Source organism: Chitinivorax sp. PXF-14 (genome assembly GCF_040812015.1).
GTDB lineage: Bacteria > Pseudomonadota > Gammaproteobacteria > Burkholderiales > SCOH01 > JBFNXJ01.
Genome location: NZ_JBFNXJ010000019.1, coordinates 1 through 17070, shown reverse-complemented (window position 1 = coordinate 17070; position 17070 = coordinate 1). Strand labels below are relative to the sequence as shown.

Annotated in this window: 16 protein-coding genes; 12 read left to right on the top strand and 4 right to left on the bottom strand. The window is 65.0% G+C overall.

The features are described 5' to 3' along the window. Nucleotides 1-13 precede the first annotated feature (13 nt). Nucleotides 14-1042 (bottom strand): peptidase U32 family protein, encoded by a 1029-nt coding sequence (locus tag ABWL39_RS18460; RefSeq protein ID WP_367794843.1) that lies wholly within the window; start codon nucleotides 1040-1042, stop codon nucleotides 14-16. A 333-nt stretch (nucleotides 1043-1375) separates the two neighbouring features. Here ABWL39_RS18460 and ABWL39_RS18455 point away from each other — a divergent pair, with 333 nt between their 5' ends. From ABWL39_RS18455 to ABWL39_RS18400, 12 genes are all read left to right on the top strand, one after another. Further along, nucleotides 1376-3388, top strand: coding sequence for a ribonucleoside triphosphate reductase (locus ABWL39_RS18455; RefSeq protein WP_367794840.1), 2013 nt, complete (start codon nucleotides 1376-1378; stop codon nucleotides 3386-3388). 45 nt (nucleotides 3389-3433) lie between these two features. Next, the gene (gene nrdD / locus ABWL39_RS18450) at nucleotides 3434-3613 is read left to right on the top strand and encodes an anaerobic ribonucleoside-triphosphate reductase (protein ID WP_367794837.1); all 180 of its coding nucleotides are present in this window, start codon (nucleotides 3434-3436) and stop codon (nucleotides 3611-3613) included. Further along, nucleotides 3588-4292: an anaerobic ribonucleoside-triphosphate reductase activating protein gene (locus ABWL39_RS18445; protein ID WP_367794834.1), complete on the top strand. Its 705-nt coding sequence runs from the start codon at nucleotides 3588-3590 to the stop codon at nucleotides 4290-4292. The genes nrdD and ABWL39_RS18445 overlap by 26 nt, the downstream gene beginning before the upstream one ends. Before the next feature lie 171 nt (nucleotides 4293-4463). Further along, a complete protein-coding gene (locus ABWL39_RS18440; protein WP_367794832.1) occupies nucleotides 4464-5147 on the top strand; it encodes a Crp/Fnr family transcriptional regulator in 684 nt (227 codons plus the stop codon). 70 nt (nucleotides 5148-5217) lie between these two features. Continuing rightward, nucleotides 5218-7149, top strand: coding sequence for a type IV pili methyl-accepting chemotaxis transducer N-terminal domain-containing protein (locus ABWL39_RS18435; RefSeq protein WP_367794829.1), 1932 nt, complete (start codon nucleotides 5218-5220; stop codon nucleotides 7147-7149). A gap of 34 nt (nucleotides 7150-7183) precedes the next feature. After that, the gene (locus ABWL39_RS18430) at nucleotides 7184-7852 is read left to right on the top strand and encodes a response regulator (RefSeq protein WP_367794826.1); all 669 of its coding nucleotides are present in this window, start codon (nucleotides 7184-7186) and stop codon (nucleotides 7850-7852) included. After that, the gene (locus tag ABWL39_RS18425; protein ID WP_367794823.1) at nucleotides 7849-8379 is read left to right on the top strand and encodes a hemerythrin domain-containing protein; all 531 of its coding nucleotides are present in this window, start codon (nucleotides 7849-7851) and stop codon (nucleotides 8377-8379) included. The genes ABWL39_RS18430 and ABWL39_RS18425 overlap by 4 nt, the downstream gene beginning before the upstream one ends. Nucleotides 8380-8506: 127 nt before the next feature. Further along, nucleotides 8507-8950, top strand: coding sequence for a hemerythrin domain-containing protein (locus tag ABWL39_RS18420; RefSeq protein WP_367794820.1), 444 nt, complete (start codon nucleotides 8507-8509; stop codon nucleotides 8948-8950). Beyond that, entirely contained in the window at nucleotides 8947-9171 is a 225-nt protein-coding gene (locus ABWL39_RS18415; protein ID WP_367794817.1) for a DUF2249 domain-containing protein, read from the top strand. Before ABWL39_RS18420 ends, ABWL39_RS18415 begins: the two co-directional genes overlap by 4 nt. Nucleotides 9172-9180: 9 nt before the next feature. Further along, entirely contained in the window at nucleotides 9181-10434 is a 1254-nt protein-coding gene (locus tag ABWL39_RS18410) for a hypothetical protein (protein WP_367794814.1), read from the top strand. Nucleotides 10435-10779: 345 nt separating this feature from the next. Continuing rightward, entirely contained in the window at nucleotides 10780-12024 is a 1245-nt protein-coding gene (locus tag ABWL39_RS18405) for a nitrate/nitrite transporter (protein ID WP_367794811.1), read from the top strand. 64 nt (nucleotides 12025-12088) lie between these two features. Further along, entirely contained in the window at nucleotides 12089-13474 is a 1386-nt protein-coding gene (locus tag ABWL39_RS18400) for a NarK family nitrate/nitrite MFS transporter (RefSeq protein ID WP_367794808.1), read from the top strand. A gap of 60 nt (nucleotides 13475-13534) precedes the next feature. Here the strand turns inward: ABWL39_RS18400 and ABWL39_RS18395 are convergent, their stop codons facing one another. From ABWL39_RS18395 to ABWL39_RS18385, 3 genes are all read right to left on the bottom strand, one after another. Continuing rightward, a complete protein-coding gene (locus ABWL39_RS18395) occupies nucleotides 13535-14449 on the bottom strand; it encodes an alpha/beta fold hydrolase (protein WP_367794805.1) in 915 nt (304 codons plus the stop codon). Between the two features lie 5 nt (nucleotides 14450-14454). Continuing rightward, complete coding sequence (locus tag ABWL39_RS18390) at nucleotides 14455-15243, bottom strand: esterase/lipase family protein (protein WP_367794802.1); 789 nt, start codon at nucleotides 15241-15243, stop codon at nucleotides 14455-14457. A gap of 100 nt (nucleotides 15244-15343) precedes the next feature. Further along, the gene (locus ABWL39_RS18385) at nucleotides 15344-16867 is read right to left on the bottom strand and encodes a wax ester/triacylglycerol synthase family O-acyltransferase (RefSeq protein ID WP_367794799.1); all 1524 of its coding nucleotides are present in this window, start codon (nucleotides 16865-16867) and stop codon (nucleotides 15344-15346) included. Nucleotides 16868-17070: the final 203 nt, after the last annotated feature.

Below are 17070 nucleotides of genomic sequence, written 5' to 3'. Positions count from 1 at the left end.
AATGGTTCGTTTTTCATTTCCAGGGCCTTTCGTAAGCGCCTTGCGTGACTTGGGCACCCTCGGCATGGCGTGCGAGTGCCGCCATCCAGTCGGGCTTGGGCGAGAAGCGCGCCGGGTCGGCATGTGCCGAGTCGATGGCGGCGCGCAATGCGGCTACTACCTGGCCGACATAGGTCGGGCTGCGCTGGCGGCCTTCCACCTTGATCGCCGACACGCCCATCTGCTGCAGCTGCGGCAGCAGGCTCACGGCGTTGAGGCTGGTCGGCTCTTCGAGCACATAGTCGATCTCGTTCTCGACGCTGAAGCGGCCCTTGCACAGGGTGGGGTAGCCGGCCGGCTCACCCTTGCCATAGGCGTCGATGAGCACGCCGTTGAGCCGCGCTTCGAGCGTGTCGCCGTGTTCCTGCCAGCGCACGGCATGGGCCGGCGAGCACACGCCGCGGTTGTTGGGCGAATCGCCGGTGGCGTAGGACGACAGCAGGCAGCGGCCTTCGGCCATCACGCACAAGCTGCCGAAGCCGAATACCTCGATTTCGACCGTGGTCTGGCGGATCAGCCGCTCGATTTCCTTGAGCGTCAGCACGCGCGGCAGCACTACGCGGCGGATGCCGAACTGCTCGCGCATCAGCTCGATTGCCTCGACATTGGTCGCCGAGCTTTGCACCGACAGGTGCAGGCCCAGCGTCGGGTGGCGGTCGCGCGCGTACGCGAGTAGCCCCGGGTCGGCCAGGATCACCGCATCGGCCTTCAGCCGCACGGCGGCATCGATGGCCTGGCGCCATTCCGAGGTCTTGCCTGCCTGCGGGTAGGTGTTGATCGCGAACAGCACCTTGCGTCCCATCGAGTGGGCCGTCTCGACGCCTTCCTGGATATCGCGTTCGGTGAAATTGAGCCCGGCAAAATTGCGTGCGTTGGTGGCGTTCTTGAGGCCGAGATAGACCGCGTCGGCGCCATTCTTGAGCGCGACGCGCAGCGCGGCCAGGCTGCCGGCCGGTGCGACCAGCTGCAGGCGGCGGGCCGCAGGAGTGTGTGTCTTTTGCATAGGGTTCCCGGGAGGGGCGGGGCGTGGTGCCCAGCGTTGGCAATATCAGCGTGGCTCCAGCTTGGCCGCCAGCGGCGGCTTGCGGAAGCGCCCAGTCAAGAGGCTATGCCTCGCTTTGCGGCCGATGGTAGCTGTCGCGCGCGGGTCGATCCTTGATCTAGGGCAGATTTTGGCATCGCAAAAGACAAGCCATAGTTGACCGCTCCAACCGATTCCACTGGTTTTCTTGACCTGCCTCAAGCAATCGAAAAGCGATATGTCAGGGGGGTTGAATTGCTACATATCGATGTCTAATCTCCGCTCACCAACTATATATAGTGATTGGAGGGTGGGATGAACGAGGTACTGACTTTACCGCGCGCAGTGATCAAGCGGGATGGGCAGCAGGTAACTTTCGATGCCGGCAAGATTCGCAATGCACTGGTCCAGGCGAGCAACGCGAGCGCCGAATTCGGTGTGGCGGAAGCCGAGCGGCTGACCAACCAGGTGGTGAAGACGCTGATCGATCGCTATGGCCGGAATGTGCCGACCATCGAGAATATTCAGGACGCGGTCGAGCAGACCTTGTTCGCCGCCGGCCATATCCGCACCGCGCGTGCCTACATCGTCTACCGCGAACAGCATGCCAAGCTGCGCGCCGACAAGAAGACGGTTGTCGACGTCGCCAGCTCGATCAACGAATACCTCGAGCAGCAGGACTGGCGCGTCAACGCCAATGCAAACCAGGGCTACAGCCTGGGCGGGCTGATCCTCAATGTATCGGGCAAGGTCGTCGCCAACTACTGGCTGTCGCACGTCTACCCGCCGGCCGTGGGCGAGGCCCATCGCGAGGCCGATATCCATATCCACGATCTCGACATGCTGTCGGGCTATTGTGCCGGCTGGAGCCTGCGCACCCTGCTGCACGAGGGCCTCAACGGCGTGCCGGGCAAGGTCGAGGCATCGCCGCCGAAGCACCTGTCGAGCGCCGTGGGGCAGATCGTCAACTTCCTCGGCACGCTGCAGAACGAGTGGGCCGGCGCGCAGGCGTTCAGCTCCTTCGATACCTATATGGCGCCGTTCATCCGCAAGGACAATCTGAGCTACGCCGACGTCAAGCAGGGCATCCAGGAACTGATTTACAACCTCAACGTGCCAAGCCGCTGGGGCACGCAAACGCCGTTCACCAACCTGACCTTCGACTGGGTGTGCCCGGAAGATCTGCGCGAGCAGGTGCCCTATGTCGGCGGCGTGGAGATGCCGTTCACCTATGGCGAGCTGCAGGCCGAGATGGACATGATCAACCGCGCCTACATCGAGGTGATGATGGCGGGCGACGCCAAGGGCCGCGCGTTCACCTTCCCGATCCCGACCTACAACATCACCGAGGATTTTGCCTGGGAAAGCGAGAACGCCGAGCTGCTGTTCGACATGACCGCCAAGTACGGCCTGCCGTATTTCCAGAACTTCCTCAACTCCGAGCTCAAGCCGAACATGATCCGCTCGATGTGCTGCCGCCTGCAGCTCGATCTGCGCGAGCTGCTGAAGCGCGGCAACGGCCTGTTCGGCTCGGCCGAACAGACTGGCAGCCTGGGCGTGGTGACGATCAACTGCGCGCGCATCGGCCATGTCCACAAGGGCGATGAAGAGGGCGCACTGCGGCGCATCGACGAGTTGCTCGAACTCGGCAAGCAGTCGCTCGAGCTCAAGCGCAAGGTGATCCAGCGCCACATCGACAACGGCCTGTTTCCGTACACCAAGCGCTACCTCGGCACGCTGCGCAACCACTTCAGCACGCTGGGCGTGAACGGCATCAATGAGATGATCCGTAACTTCACCGACGACGAGCACGACATCAGCACCGAGTGGGGTCACGCCTTTGCCTGCCGCCTGCTCGACCATATCCGCAGCCGCATCGTCGTATTCCAAGAGGAGACGGGGCATCTCTACAACCTCGAAGCGACGCCGGCGGAAGGCACCACCTACCGCTTTGCCAAGGAAGACCGCAAGCGCTACGCCGGCATCCTGCAGGCCGGCACGCGCGACAAGCCGTATTACACCAATTCGAGCCAGCTGCCGGTCGGCTTCACCGACGACCCGTTCGAGGCGCTCGAACGCCAGGACGAGCTGCAGCGCAAGTATACCGGCGGCACGGTGCTGCACCTCTACATGAACGAGCGCATCTCGTCGGCAGAGGCCTGCAAGCAGCTCGTCAAGCGCTCGCTGTCGCGCTTCCGCCTGCCTTACATCACGGTTACGCCGACTTTCTCGATCTGCCCGAAGCACGGTTACCTCGCCGGCGAGCACGAGTTCTGCCCGGCCTGCGATGCCGAGGCTCTGACCCGCAAGCGCCAGGCCGCGGGCTGATTTTCAACCGCAGCAAGGTGCTGCGACCTACAACAGGAGACTGCCATGAACTATCAGGATCAACACCAAGCCACCGTGCAACTGGAGCCGCACGAGCGCCAGCGTTGCGAGGTATGGACGCGCGTGATGGGCTATCACCGCCCGGTATCGTCGTTCAATATCGGCAAGCAGGGCGAGTTCGGCGAGCGGACCTATTTCCGTGAATCACGCTGCCAGCTCGGCTGAGCGGCTGCGCATCGGCGGCCTGGCACGTTTCTCCACGGTAGACTGGCCGGGCCGGCTGGCGTGCGTGGTGTTCGTGCAAGGCTGCCCTTGGCGCTGCGGCTATTGCCACAACCCGCACCTGCAGCCGCGCGATCAGGCCGATGGCCCGGGCTGGCCCGCGCTGCGCGACTGGCTCGAAACGCGGCGCGGCCTGCTCGACGGCATTGTCTTCTCGGGGGGCGAGCCAACCATCGATCCGGCGCTGGGCGCGGCGATCCGCGAGGCGCGTGAAGCCGGCTTCGCCGTCGGCCTGCACACGGCCGGCATCTACCCGGCGCGCCTGGCTGACGTGCTGCCCGATCTCGACTGGGTGGGGCTCGACATCAAGGCCTTGCCCGAAGACTACGAGGCGGTGACGCGCATTCGCGGGTCGGCCCAGCCCGCCTGGGAAAGCCTGCGTCATCTGGCGGCGTCCGGCGTCGCCTTCGAATGCCGCACCACGCTCGAACCCGGCCTGTTCGACGACGCATCGCTGTTGGCGCTGGCGGACAAGTTGGTCGAGTTCGGTACACGCCGTTACGCGCTGCAGGCCTACCGACCGGTGCAGGACAGGGCGCTCACGCAGCCGCCGTTCCGCCCGTCGCCTGCCGTGCTCGCGCAACTGGCGGAGCGTTTCGAGCAGTTCGAGTTCCGCGAATAGCCAGGGCGCGCGCGACGCCGTTGCCGGGGCAGCCCCGGCTGGTGCCCCTGCTGGGCGTGCGGCCTCGTCCATACTCCGTTTGACCGAATTGACCTCAGGCATGCGGCGGGCTGCGCAGAGGGGCGCGTGCGCGTTATACTGTCGATTGCCTCAACACTGCCCGGCCCGACCATGTCCAGAGCCAAACTCGATTTACATGGCGTACTCGCCAACCTGCCCCTATTCAAGGCCCTGTCTCCCGCCGAGATCGACGAACTTGGCCAATCGGTGCGCGAAATCCGCGCCGACCGGGGCGAGGTGCTGTTCCAGAAGGGTGACCCTTCCACCGGGCTGTGGGTGATCGTGTTCGGTCAGGTCAAACTGGCCTTCCCGTCGCCGTCGGGCGCCGAGAAGGTGCTGCAGATATTCGGCCCCGGCCAGAGCTTCGGCGAGGCCGTGATGTTTCTCGAACGGCCGATGCCGGTGTACGCGCAGACGCTGGTCGACAGCCTGATCCTGCACGTGAACAAGAACGCCATCTTCAATGCCATCGAGACCGATGCCACCTTCGCGCGGCGCATGCTGGCCGGGCTCTCGACACGCCTGCACGAGCTGGTGCACGATGTGGAATCGTACAGCCTGCGCTCGGCCGCCCAGCGCGTGATCGGCTATCTGCTGCAGGAAGGCAATGACGAGCACGCTGCGTCCTTCGTCGTATCACTGCCGGCGACCAAGAACGTCATCGCCTCGCGCCTCAATCTTACGCCCGAGACCCTGTCGCGCGTGTTCGCCCAGCTCTCGCACGAGGGGCTGATCACGGTCGATGGCCGCGACGTGACCGTGCACGACGTCGAGCGGTTGCGCGCCTTCGAATAAGCGCAGGCCGCACGGCGGCGGTATTTTGAAGTCATCAAGACACGCCGGGACAGGCGTGCTGGAGATAAACATGACCTTGTCGGACATTCTACCGGTCCGGCAGCGGCTGACGTTCAAGATCGTCGGCCTGTTGCTGACCTTCCTGACCGTAGCGTTGACCGCCATCGGCCTCACGCTGTGGCTGTCGTGGCAGCTCGAGGGCGGCGCGGCGGCGATCAACGACGCCGGCAGCTTGCGCATGCGCGCCTATCGTCTCGTCAACCTGTCGGTGCGGCATGAGCTCAATGTCGCCGATCGTCCCGATATTCTGCAGGACATCGCCACCACCACGCGTGACATGGATCGCATCTTCGGTACGCTGCAGCGTGGCGATCCGGCGCGCCCGCTGTTCGTCCCCAAGTCCGAGATCATCCAGCGCAAGCTGGCCGAAGCCCGTGACGACTGGATTGTGCGCCTGCGCCCGGCCTTGCCGTCCAGTGGCCACGCGGCGGACATCCCGGCCCTGCGCGTGGCGGCCGAAGCCTTCGTGCAGACCATCGACAACGAGGTGCTGCTGATCGAGATCGAAAACTCGCGCCGCACCACGCTCCTGCGTATGTCGCAGCTGGTGCTCGGCGGGCTCGGCGTGGCCGGTACGGTCTGCGTGATCTATCTGCTGTTCCTGATCATCATCCGCCCGGTCAACCTGTTGCAGGAGGGCATCAGCAAGATGGCCGGCGGCGACTTCGGCGTGCGGCTCGATATCGAGAGCCGTGACGAGTTCGGCCTGTTGACCGCCGGCTTCAACCAGATGGCGGCGCGGCTCGAAGACCTCTATGACACGCTGGAAAAGCGTGTCGAACAGAAGACCCAGTCGGTCGAACAGAAGAACCGCGAGCTGGCCTGCCTGTACGACATGACCACCTTCCTGTCGCAGCCGTCGACGGTGGAGGTCCTGTGCGAGGGCTTCGTCGACCGCGTGGTGTCGATGTTCGGTGCGCAGGGCGGCACCGTCAGGGCGACGGATCCAGGCAACAACAGCCTGCACATGGTGGTGCATCGCGGCGTATCGAAACAGATGGCGGACCAGGAGCACTGCCTGAAGGAGGGCGAATGCCTGTGCGGCGAAGCGGCCAAGACCGGGATGTCGGTCGTGCATGACCTGCGCAAGGCGGTGCAGCTGCCGTTCTCGCACAATTGCCGCGAAGAGGGCTTCAAGACCGTGTCGGTATTCCAGATCCACAGCAGCCACGGCTCGCCGGGCGTGTTCAACCTGTATTTCATCGAGCCGCGCCGCTTCGATGGGCAGGAGATGCAACTGCTCGATACGCTCGGCCACCATCTTGGTACCGCGCTCGACAACCGCCGCCTCGCCGCCAAGGAGCGTGAGCTGGCCGTCTCGCAGGAGCGCAACCTGATGGCGCAGGGCCTGCATGACAGCATCGCCCAAGGGCTGACCTTCCTCAACCTGCAGGCGCAGCTGCTCGACGATTCGATCAAGCGGCACGACTGGGAGCTGGCTGGCGATACCATGCCGCTGATCCGGGCCGGTATTCAGGAAAGCTACGAGGACGTGCGCGAGCTGTTGCACAACTTCCGCGCCAAGCTCGGGCAGGAGAGCCTGCCCGAGGCCATCCGCATCACGCTCGACAAGTTCCAGCGGCAGACCGGCGTGATCACCCACTTCGAGGAGCGCGGCCGGGGCGCGCCCCTGCCGCCCGAGCATCAGCTGCAACTCTTGTTCATCGTGCAGGAGGCGCTGTCGAACATCCGCAAGCATGCCCAGGCCCGCCATGTCATGGTCAAGCTGCGCGACGCGCAGGACCTGGAGCTGACGATTCTCGACGACGGTATTGGTTTCGACCCGGAGGCGGTCAAGGCCAAGGGCGAGTCCCACGTCGGCCTCAGCATCATGCGCGAGCGGGCGCAACGTGTCGGCGCCCAGCTGTCGCTCGACACCAGCCTCGGCGAAGGCGTGCGCTGGCGGTTGTGGCTGGCGCGCGAGCAGCGTATGGTTGCTTGAACGATTTCCGATTCCACAAGAACAGAACCCATCAATGAGTAAACCGATTCGTATCCTGCTGGTCGACGACCATACCCTGTTCCGTAGCGGCATCAAGGCCTTGCTCTCGCGCCAGCCCGAATTCGTGATCGTCGGCGAGGCATCCGACGGGGTCGAGGGCGTCAAGCGCGCCGTCACGCTGAAGCCGGACGTGGTGCTGCTCGACCTCAATATGCCCGGCCTCTCCGGCCTCGATGCAGTACAGCTGATCCTGCAGGATGCCCCGTCCACGGCGGTCGTCATGCTGACCGTGTCGGAAGATGCCGAGGACCTGTCGCGTGCGCTGCAGGCCGGCGCACGCGGCTATCTGCTCAAGAATATCGATGCCGATTTCCTGATCTCCGCGATTCAGCGCGCCGCGCGTGGCGAGGCGGTGATGGCCGAGGCGATGACCGCCAAGCTGATGCAGCAGTTCCGCACGCTGTCGAGCCAGCCGGCACAGCCGCAGGAGAAGGAGAAGCTCACCCCGCGCGAGCGAGAAATCCTGCTCTGCCTGGCGCGCGGCGACAGCAACAAGGAAATTGCACGCGAACTCAACGTGGCGGAAAGCACCGTCAAGATTCACGTGCAGAACATCCTCAAGAAACTCAACCTGAGTAGTCGTGTGCAGGCCGCCGTGTATGCGGTCGAGCATGGGCTCAACCTGCCGATGAGCGACTCATGATGCCGACCAGTCGCAGTGCCGATGCACTGATCCCCGCCATTCCCTCGCTCGACGAGCCGATCGAGATGCTGATTGCCTGCCATGGCCGCGTGCGTGCCTTCACGGACACGCTGCGGAAGCTCGCCGCCTATCTGCCCGATCATGGCTGCGACGATCAGGCGAAACGCGCGGCGGAGAACATCCTGCGCTATTTCCGTATTGCCGCGCCCAAGCACCATGAAGACGAGGAGCAGGATCTGTTTCCCGCCCTGCGGCAAGCAGGGGACAGCGCCTTGACGGCAACGCTGGATGCGCTCGAAGCCGAGCACCAGCAACTGCACGGCCTGTGGACACGGATCGAGCCGGAGCTCGCTGCGGTGGCCGAGGGCAGGGGAGCGGCGCTGGCCGACGCCGAGCAGTTCGCCGCGACCTACCAGGCCCATGCGGCGCGCGAGGAGCGCGAGGTATTCCCCGAGGCCGTACGCCTGCTCGACGCTCAAACACTGAATCGCATCGGCGCGGCGATGACCGCCCGCCGGCGAAACTAGGTCGCCAACGCGTCTGGCCGGCTTGGTCTGGTTGCCATTTTGCCCCGATGGGGCAGGCTTGATGCCTGTCAAGGAGCATGCGGGTGCTGCACGCTAAGCTGCGCTCAATCTAGACTAGGAGCCGGCCATGAGTGACATCACCAATTTTCTCGGCGACGACCATCGCCGTTGCGACGAATTATTGTTTCAGGCCGAACAGGCCATGAGCTCGGGGGACTGGGCGACATGCCAGGCGCAGGCCACGGCGTTCCACGAGGCACTGTTCCACCATCTGCAGATGGAAGAGGACGTGTTGTTCCCGGCGTTTGAACAGGCGTCCGGCATCACCCAGGGGCCGACCGTGGTGATGCGCGGCGAACATCAGGACATGCGCCGGCTCGCCGACGAGTTGCTCGATGCGGCGGCGCGCAAGGCGGGCGACGATGTCGCCGGTGTCGTCGACACGCTGCTGATCCTGATCCAGCAGCACAACCTGAAAGAGGAAAACGTGCTCTATCCGATGGCAGAACATCATCTGGGCGCCGCCGCTGCCGATGTGGTGGAACGGATGCGCAACGAGGTGGCGGCATGAGCCAGCAACACCATCTCGACGTCGCCTGGCTCGAGCCGCCTGAGCCAATGGAGCAGGCGATCGCCGCGCTGGAATCCTTGCCGGATGGCGATGTGCTGGTGCTGCGCATTCACCGCCAGCCCTATCCGCTGTACGACATGCTGCGCAACGAGGGCTATTGCTACCAGTGCGAGCCCACCGAGGACGGCCTGTTCCGGATTACCATCTCCCGGCCTGCGTGACCTTGCGCCATGCATGGCCTTGCCTATGATGCGACGCCGCCGATCGCTGCGCCGCTGCGCTTTCTGCTGACTGCACCGGTCTTCGGCTGGCTCGCCGGCCTCATGCTGCTGTGGTTCGGCCCCGACCTACTGTTGAGCCGCTGGACCCCAGCGACCCTCGCGCTTACCCACCTGTTCACGCTCGGCTTCATGACACAGGCCATGTTCGGCGCGCTGTGGCAGTTGTTGCCCGTGGTGGCGGGGGTGAGCCTGCCGCAGCCGCTGCGGCTTGCCCGCATCGTACACCTGCTGCTCAGTGCCGGCACCCTCTCGCTGGTGACGGGCTTTCTCGTCATGGACGGCCCCTGGCTGCGGCTGGCCGCCTTCCTGCTCGGCTCGGCGATGCTGTTGTTCCTGTTGCCGACCGCGTACGGCCTGCGTCAGGCCGATACCACGGACGGCACCAGCCGCGCCATTCGCTGGGCGCTCACCGGTCTGGCCGTCACCGTCCTGCTCGGGCTCAGCCTGCTGGCCTGGCTCGGCTGGGGTGTGCCGCTGCCGTCGGTGACCTTGGCAAACCTGCATGCAGCATGGGGCTTGATTGGCTGGTGCGTGTTGCTGGTGGCGGGGGTCGGCCTGTCGGTCGTGCCGATGTTTCTCGGTACCGACCGTTTCCCCGGCTGGTTCGAGCAGCGCCTGGGGCTCGCGGCCGGCCTGTTTCTGCTGCTGTTGAGCATCGGCCATGCGCTGGCCTGGCCCGCCGTCTGGCTATTGCAGGCGCTGGCGAGCGTGGGGCTGGCCGGCATGGCTGGATTGTTCCTACGGCAGATCGCCCGCAGCCGCCGTCCGCCGGACATCACCCGGCGCTGCTGGCAGCTGGCCTGGGGGTCGCTGCTGGCGGCGTTGCCCGCCTGGTGGTGCGGGCAGGAGCTGCTGGTGGGCGTGCTGCTGATCGGCGGCTTTGCGCTCAGCGTGATCACCGGCATGCTCTACAAGATCGTACCGTTCCTGGTCTGGCTGCACCTGACCCAGGCGAGCCGCCGTCGCTATGCCGTGCCCAACGTCAAGCAGCTGATTCCCGCCGGCTGGATGCGCAACCAGGTGATCGCGCACGGCGTGGCGCTGTGCCTGTTGCTGCTGGCCGTAGCCTGGCCGCCGCTGGCGCACGTTGCCGGGTTGGCGCTGCTCGTGTCGCAGGGCTGGCTGGGCTGGAACCTGCTATACCCGGTGCGGCGCTACCGCTCGGCCATGGCGGCCATGCAGGCCATGCCGGCAGCGGGTTGACTGCCCCTGGCCCGGCGATTGCCGTCGGTGGCCACCTTGCCGAATTCCACTCCCCCTGCACAGGCGGCCTTCCGGCCGCCTGTGTGCATTCCGGCGCGGCCGTGGGCCTTGGCTGTGCCAAGCTGCCGTGCTCATCGTGGCTGGCCGGGGCTGGGCCTCGAGAAGGCGACTACTCCTTTCGGACTAGCCCCCCGCTAGCCCGGCTGGCCGCCTCCTAGCCCTTTCGCCTTGCCAGACTTCGCCCTCCGGCGAGTATCCCCTCATCGAGTAAGGGCATAGCATGGTCCTCGTGATAAAAGCGTTTTACGGGGGGTAGCCATCATGGCTCAGGAGAGTCGTAAGCAAATGTCAGTGCTGATTTCCAGCACTACCGCGTTTACCGTATGTTTCATGGTGTGGATGATGTTCGCCATCATCGGCATTCCGATCAAAAAGCAGCTGGGCCTGAACGAAACCGAGTTCGGCCTGCTGACGGCGATGCCGGTGCTCACCGGTTCGCTCGTGCGCGTGCCGCTCGGCATCTGGACCGACCGCTTCGGCGGCCGCATCGTGCTGTTCTCGCTGATGCTGTCGACGGTGATCCCAATCTGGATGATGCAGTACGCCACCGCATACTGGCACTTCCTCACGCTTGGCCTGTTCGTCGGCCTCGCGGGCGGTTCATTCTCGGTCGGCACGCCGTATGTGGCGCGCTGGTTCCCGAAGAACCGCCAGGGGCTGGCCATGGGCGTGTTCGGCGCCGGCAACTCCGGCTCGGCCGTCACCAAGTTCCTGGCTCCGGCGCTGATCGCTGGCGCGGGCGGCACCTGGACCGTGGTGCCCAAGGTGTACTCGATCATCATGCTGGTCACCGCCTTGCTGTTCTGGGTGTTCTCGTCCACCAATCCGGCGCATAACGTGCGCTCCACTGCGAGCTTCGGTGCGCAGCTCAAGATGCTGAAGGACCCACGGGTATGGCGCTACTGCCAGTACTACTCGGTGGTGTTCGGCGGCTACGTCGGCCTCGCGCTGTGGATGACCAAGTACTACGTCGGTGAATACGGTTTCGACATGAAGCTCGCCGCGCTGCTGGCTGCCTGCTTCTCGCTGCCTGGTGGCGTGCTGCGTGCGCTCGGTGGCTGGTTCTCCGACCGCTATGGAGCCTACAAGACCACGTGGTGGGTGATGTGGGTGTGCTGGGTGGCCTTCTTCATCCTGAGCTATCCGCAAACACAGATGGTGGTGACCACCGTCAAAGGCCCGATGAGCCTCAATCTTGGTCTCAACCCGACTGTCTTCACCGGCGTGCTGTTTGTCGTCGGCATCGCCATGGCGGTGGGCAAGGCATCGGTGTTCAAGTTTATCTCGGATGACTTCGGCCAGAACATCGGCGCCGTATCCGGCATCGTTGGCCTCGCGGGCGGCCTGGGTGGCTTCATCCTGCCGATCATGTTCGGCGCACTGGTCGACCTGACCGGCGTGCGTACCAGCTGCTTCATGCTGCTCTACGGCACGGCGTGCGTGAGCCTGGTGTGGATGCACTACAGTTTCAAGCCGGAAAGCTGCGAGGTGGAAGTGAAGCACGCCCTGCAGGGCACGGCCAAGGCCTGAATTCCGGGCCGGGCGGAGATCCGGCCCCGTACCTAATCATTGTTGTCAAACGGGAGCACTGCAAATGAGTACCCATGTACTGACCCGCTGGGAGCCGGAAAATACCAGCTTCTGGCAAAGCGAAGGCGAGCGGGTTGCCTATCGCAATCTGTGGATTTCGATCCCGGCACTGATGCTGGCGTTCAGCGTGTGGATGTTGTGGAGCGTGGTCGTGGTCAACCTCGACAAGGCCGGCTTTACCTTCACCAAGAACCAGCTGTTCTGGCTCACCGCCTTGCCGGCGCTGTCCGGCGCGACGCTGCGCATCTTCTACTCCTTCCTCGTGCCGATCTTCGGCGGCCGCAGGTGGACCGCCATCTCGACCGCCACGCTGCTGATCCCTGCCATCGGCATGGGCATGGCGCTGAAGGATCCGACCACTTCCTACCCGACACTGCTGGCGCTGGCGCTGCTGTGCGGCCTGGGCGGCGGCAACTTCAGCTCGTCGATGTCCAACATCAGCTTCTTCTTCCCCAAGGCGAAGAAGGGTCTGGCCACCGGCCTCAACGCCGGTATCGGTAACCTCGGCGTATCGGTGGTGCAGTTTCTGACCCCGATCGTGATCTCGGGTGCGATGTTCGGCGCGCTGTCGGGTGATCCCGCCACCTTCGTCAAGGATGGTGTCGAGAAGCACATCTGGCTGCAGAACGCCGGCTTCCTGTGGGTTCCGTTCATCATCGTGTCGGCGCTCGCCGCTTGGTTCGGCATGAATGACATCGCCGATGCCAAGGCTTCGTTCGCAGATCAGGCCGTGATCTTCAAGCGCAAGCACAACTGGCTGATGTGCTGGCTCTACATCGGCACCTTCGGCTCCTTCATCGGCTTCTCCGCTGGCCTCGCGATGCTGACCAAGTCGCAGTTCCCGGGCGTGAACCCGACTCAGTATGCCTTCCTCGGCCCCTTGGTTGGTGCGCTGATGCGTCCGCTCGGTGGCTGGATTTCGGACAAGCTCGGCGGCGCGCGCGTTACCCTGTGGGTGTTCGCTGCCATGGTGGTTGCCGTATTCGGCGTGCTCCACTACCTGCCGCACGGCGGCGTGGGTGGCGACTTCCAGGGCTTCCTGGCGATGTTCATCGTGCTGTTCGCGCTGACTGGCATCGGTAACGGCTCGACCTTCCGCATGATCCCGATCATCTTCCTGACCGAGCGTCAACGCGATGCCAAGGGCAAGGGCGAGGCCGCGCAAAAGCAGGCACTGCTCGACGCAGGCAAGGAATCGGCTGCAGTACTGGGCTTCTCGGGTGCTGTCGGTGCCTACGGTGGCTTCTTCATCCCGAAGAGCTTCGGCACCTCGATCGACATGACCGGCTCGACCGACATGGCGCTGTACTGCTTCGTCGCCTTCTACGTGAGCTGCATGGTCATCACCTGGTGGTTCTACTCGCGCAAGGGCGCGGAAATGCCTTGCTGATATTCGGTATCAGGCCAAACGAAAACAGGCACCTCGGTGCCTGTTTTTTTATGTACTCGCTCAGCCCGGTGGCCCGGCCTGCCTGCAATGAGCACCGATGGCCGCTAGCAGGATCGCCTGCACACCCGGTGCGAGATCGTGCCCCATGCCCTTGATCACCTGCAGCTGGGCGCCACGAATGCAGCGTGCCGTGTCGCGGCCGGCGGCCACCGGCACCAGCGGGTCGTCCGCGCCATGGATGACGAGGGTAGGGGCAGTGATCGTGCGCACCTCGCGCCGCCTGTCGCCTGAGGCGAGTATCGCCAGCAGCTGCTGGTATTGTCCGGCCGGGTGATGGCTGCGCGAAATGCCCAGGCGGATGCGTTGCCGCAGCTCGTCCTGGTCGGTCTTGAAGCCGGGGCTGCCGATCACGCCGAACAGATGGATCAGGTGCTCGATCAGGCTCTCCGGGTCATTGGGGTTGTTCGGCCTTCTCAGCAGCGCCCGCAGTGCTGCCGGCTTGCCCAGCGTGACGCGGCGGTTGCCGGTCGACGACATGATCGAGGTCAGGCTCAGCACCCGCTCGGGGTAGCGTGCCGCCAGTGTCTGCGCGATCATGCCGCCCATCGAGGCGCCGACGACATGGGCCGCAGCGATGCCGAGCGTATCGAGCAGACCGGCGGTGTCTTCCGCCATGTCCTTGAGCCGGTAGGGCGCCGCCACCGGTAGGCCGAGCCAGGCCGCGATCATCGACATCACCATGTTGGGGCGGCGCGCCCAGTGGATCTTGCTCGAATGGCCGACATCGCGGTTGTCGAAGCGGATCACGCGGAAACCCTGCGCGGCCAGTGCGTAGCAGAAGGCATCGGGCCAGGCAATCAGCTGCATGCCGAGGCCCATGATCAGTACGATGGCCGGGTCGCCCGCGCGGCCGAACGACTCGTAGCACAGCTCGATGCCGTTGGCGCGTATCAGTTGTGTGTGAGGTGGGGTCATCCGTTTCAATAGCTGGCCGGCCGGTTTGGATCGGGGTAGAGGTAACGCAGCATGCCCGAACGCTCGAACGGCCGCCACTGGCCTTCCGGCTGGGCCAGGCGATCGGCCACGGCGTACAGCGTGAGCGGGTTGTGGCCGATGCCTAAGTGGCTCGCGGTGACCTCGATGTTTTCGACCATCTCACCTTCCTGCTCGAAGCTGCATTGCCATGCCACCACACCGTCGCTGCGGCTGTAGATCGAGGTCGTCGGCACCGGCGGGGCGGTGCGCAGTGGCTCGTGCAGTTCGGGCGAGCCGACTTCATGGCCGGTGATCAGCTCATAGATGCGCCACGCGTTGGTGGCCTTGGGGTGGCCGGTGAACGGCGTACCCAGGGTGATGACCTGACGCACCGCATCCGGCATCGCCTTGGCCAGCTCGCGTGCGTAGATGCCGCCCAGGCTCCAGCCGATCAGGCTGACCGGGCGGCCGTGTTCGTTGTAGACCTCGCGCAGCCGCGCCAGGCTGGCATCGATGACGCCGTCACGCGGACCGAGGTTGGGGCCCAGCCCCCAGCTATAGGGCGTGTAGCCGCGATCCCTGAGGTAGCGGCGTAGCGGCCGCGTGGTGAAGTCGCCCGCCAGCATGCCCGGGAACACCAGCACCGGGTGGCCGTCCCCCTTGGGGGCGAGGCTCAGCAGCGGCATCGACATCAGGCTCGCGCCGTATTCCCAGCCGGCGCGCAGCTCCAGCGCCAGCCGCAGCATGCCCGGTGGGCGCAGCAGGCCGAGGTGGTACCAGTAGTGTTCGTGCATGGCGGCTCCTTGTTCTGCCTCGCTCGATGAGCGGTTTATCGGCCCGCCGCGGTGATGCTTGAGCGGCCGGGCCGGCGCAGCGGGCGCCAAGCATGGGGGTTCAATGCATCAGATCACTCGGCGGTGGCGGGGTGTCCGCGCTCAATTGCAGTGTAGGCGGTGTCGGTGAGACTTTGACCGTCGGCTTGCTGCGGCGCTTGCGCGGCGCGACGGGCGGCGCCAAAACGGGGACGAGTTGCACCAGCTCGTCGAATGCGGCGACGATCGCATCGGCCAGCGGCGCGATCTCGGGCACGGCTTCATCGGCGGCAACCAGGCCGACGTGCAGCGCGTCGGCATAGCTGATCACCGTGATGTTGAGCCCGAGCCCATGCTCGACGAGGCTCAGTGGCCAGTAGCCGGTAATTTTGGCGCCCGCCACATACATCGGCTGCTGCGGGCCGGGGACATTGGAAATAGCCACATTCGCAATCGGCGGAATCTTGGATGCCAGCTTGCTGGCGCCATAGAGCTTGGCGAGCGTGCCCAGCCACCACGGCATGCCGAGCGACGGGAAATCGGTCGGCATCACCGACTTGGCGCGGCGCGTCAGCGACACCGCCGCCGAGGCCGCGCCATGTATGGCCTGCAGGCGCTTGCGCGGGTCGGCAATATGGGTGGCGAGGTTCACCAGCGTCAAGGTCGCCTGTATCGTCGCCTTGGTGTCGCCGGCTCCACGCAGGGACACCGGTACGGTGGCGATCAGCGGCTTGCGCGGAATGCCGTCGTTGTCGCGCAGATACTGGCGCAAGGCACCGCTGCAGATGGCAAGCACGATATCGTTGAAGCTCACCTCGAAATACTGTGCCAGCTGCACCACCGATTTCAGCGGCAGCGACGCTGTCGCGCAGTGGCGGGTGCCGCTGATCGGCACGTTGAACACGGTGCGCGGGCCGAAACCGAGGTTCTGGCGCATGCCATCCTCGCCCTTCGAGGTCAGCGAGCCGAACACGCCACCGAGTACACCGAGCGCATCGGGCAGGTGGCGCACCAGCTTCAGATACTGCCCAGCCGTCTGGCTCAGCGCCGACTGCACGCGCGGCACCAGCCCGGTCTGCTCCCCGCGCTCGGCCAGCTCGCGCCAGTTAGCCGGCACAGCGGCCGGCGTGGCGCTGCGGTCGAACAGCGAGGCCGCCAGCGCGATACCCGCCGCGCCATCGAGCGTTGCGTGATGCACCTTGAAATAGAGCGCCACGCTGCCATCCTGCAACCCCTCGATCACCGTCAGCTCCCACAGGGGCCGGCTGCGGTCGAGCAGGGTGCCATGCAGCGCCGCAACGCGTTCTTCGAGCTGGGCGCGGGTACCCGGTTTGGACAGATAGAAATGGCGGATGTGGTAGCCCAGGTCCGGCAGGCCATCGTCGACCCACACCGGGTTGGCGAAGCCCAGCGGCATCGTTGCCAGCCGCGCGCGGAAGAAGGGCTCCAGCGCGAGCCTCGGCGCCAGCAGGCGCTTGATTTCGGGCAGAAAGCTGCCCTGATGGCCCGCCGGCTTCTCCAGCAGGATCAGCGCGCCGATGTGCATCGGCGTCTCGGGGGTCTCGATATGCAAAAACGCGGCATCCAGCCCGCTCATGGTTTTCATGGTGCTTCCCGTCGAAAGTGGTTGATCCCTTTCATCATAGGTGGGAAGAGGTTGTGCGCGCTAACTCTTGCTGGGGTTTGTGCCGGGTGTGGCGTGGTCATCGCGCGGGGAGGTGTGGGTCTCAATGGCAAGCAGAGCTCCCGGCTTGCTATCACCGGGCTCGTCGGAGAAGCCGGATCTCTACGCCCGTATCTTGCGGAGTA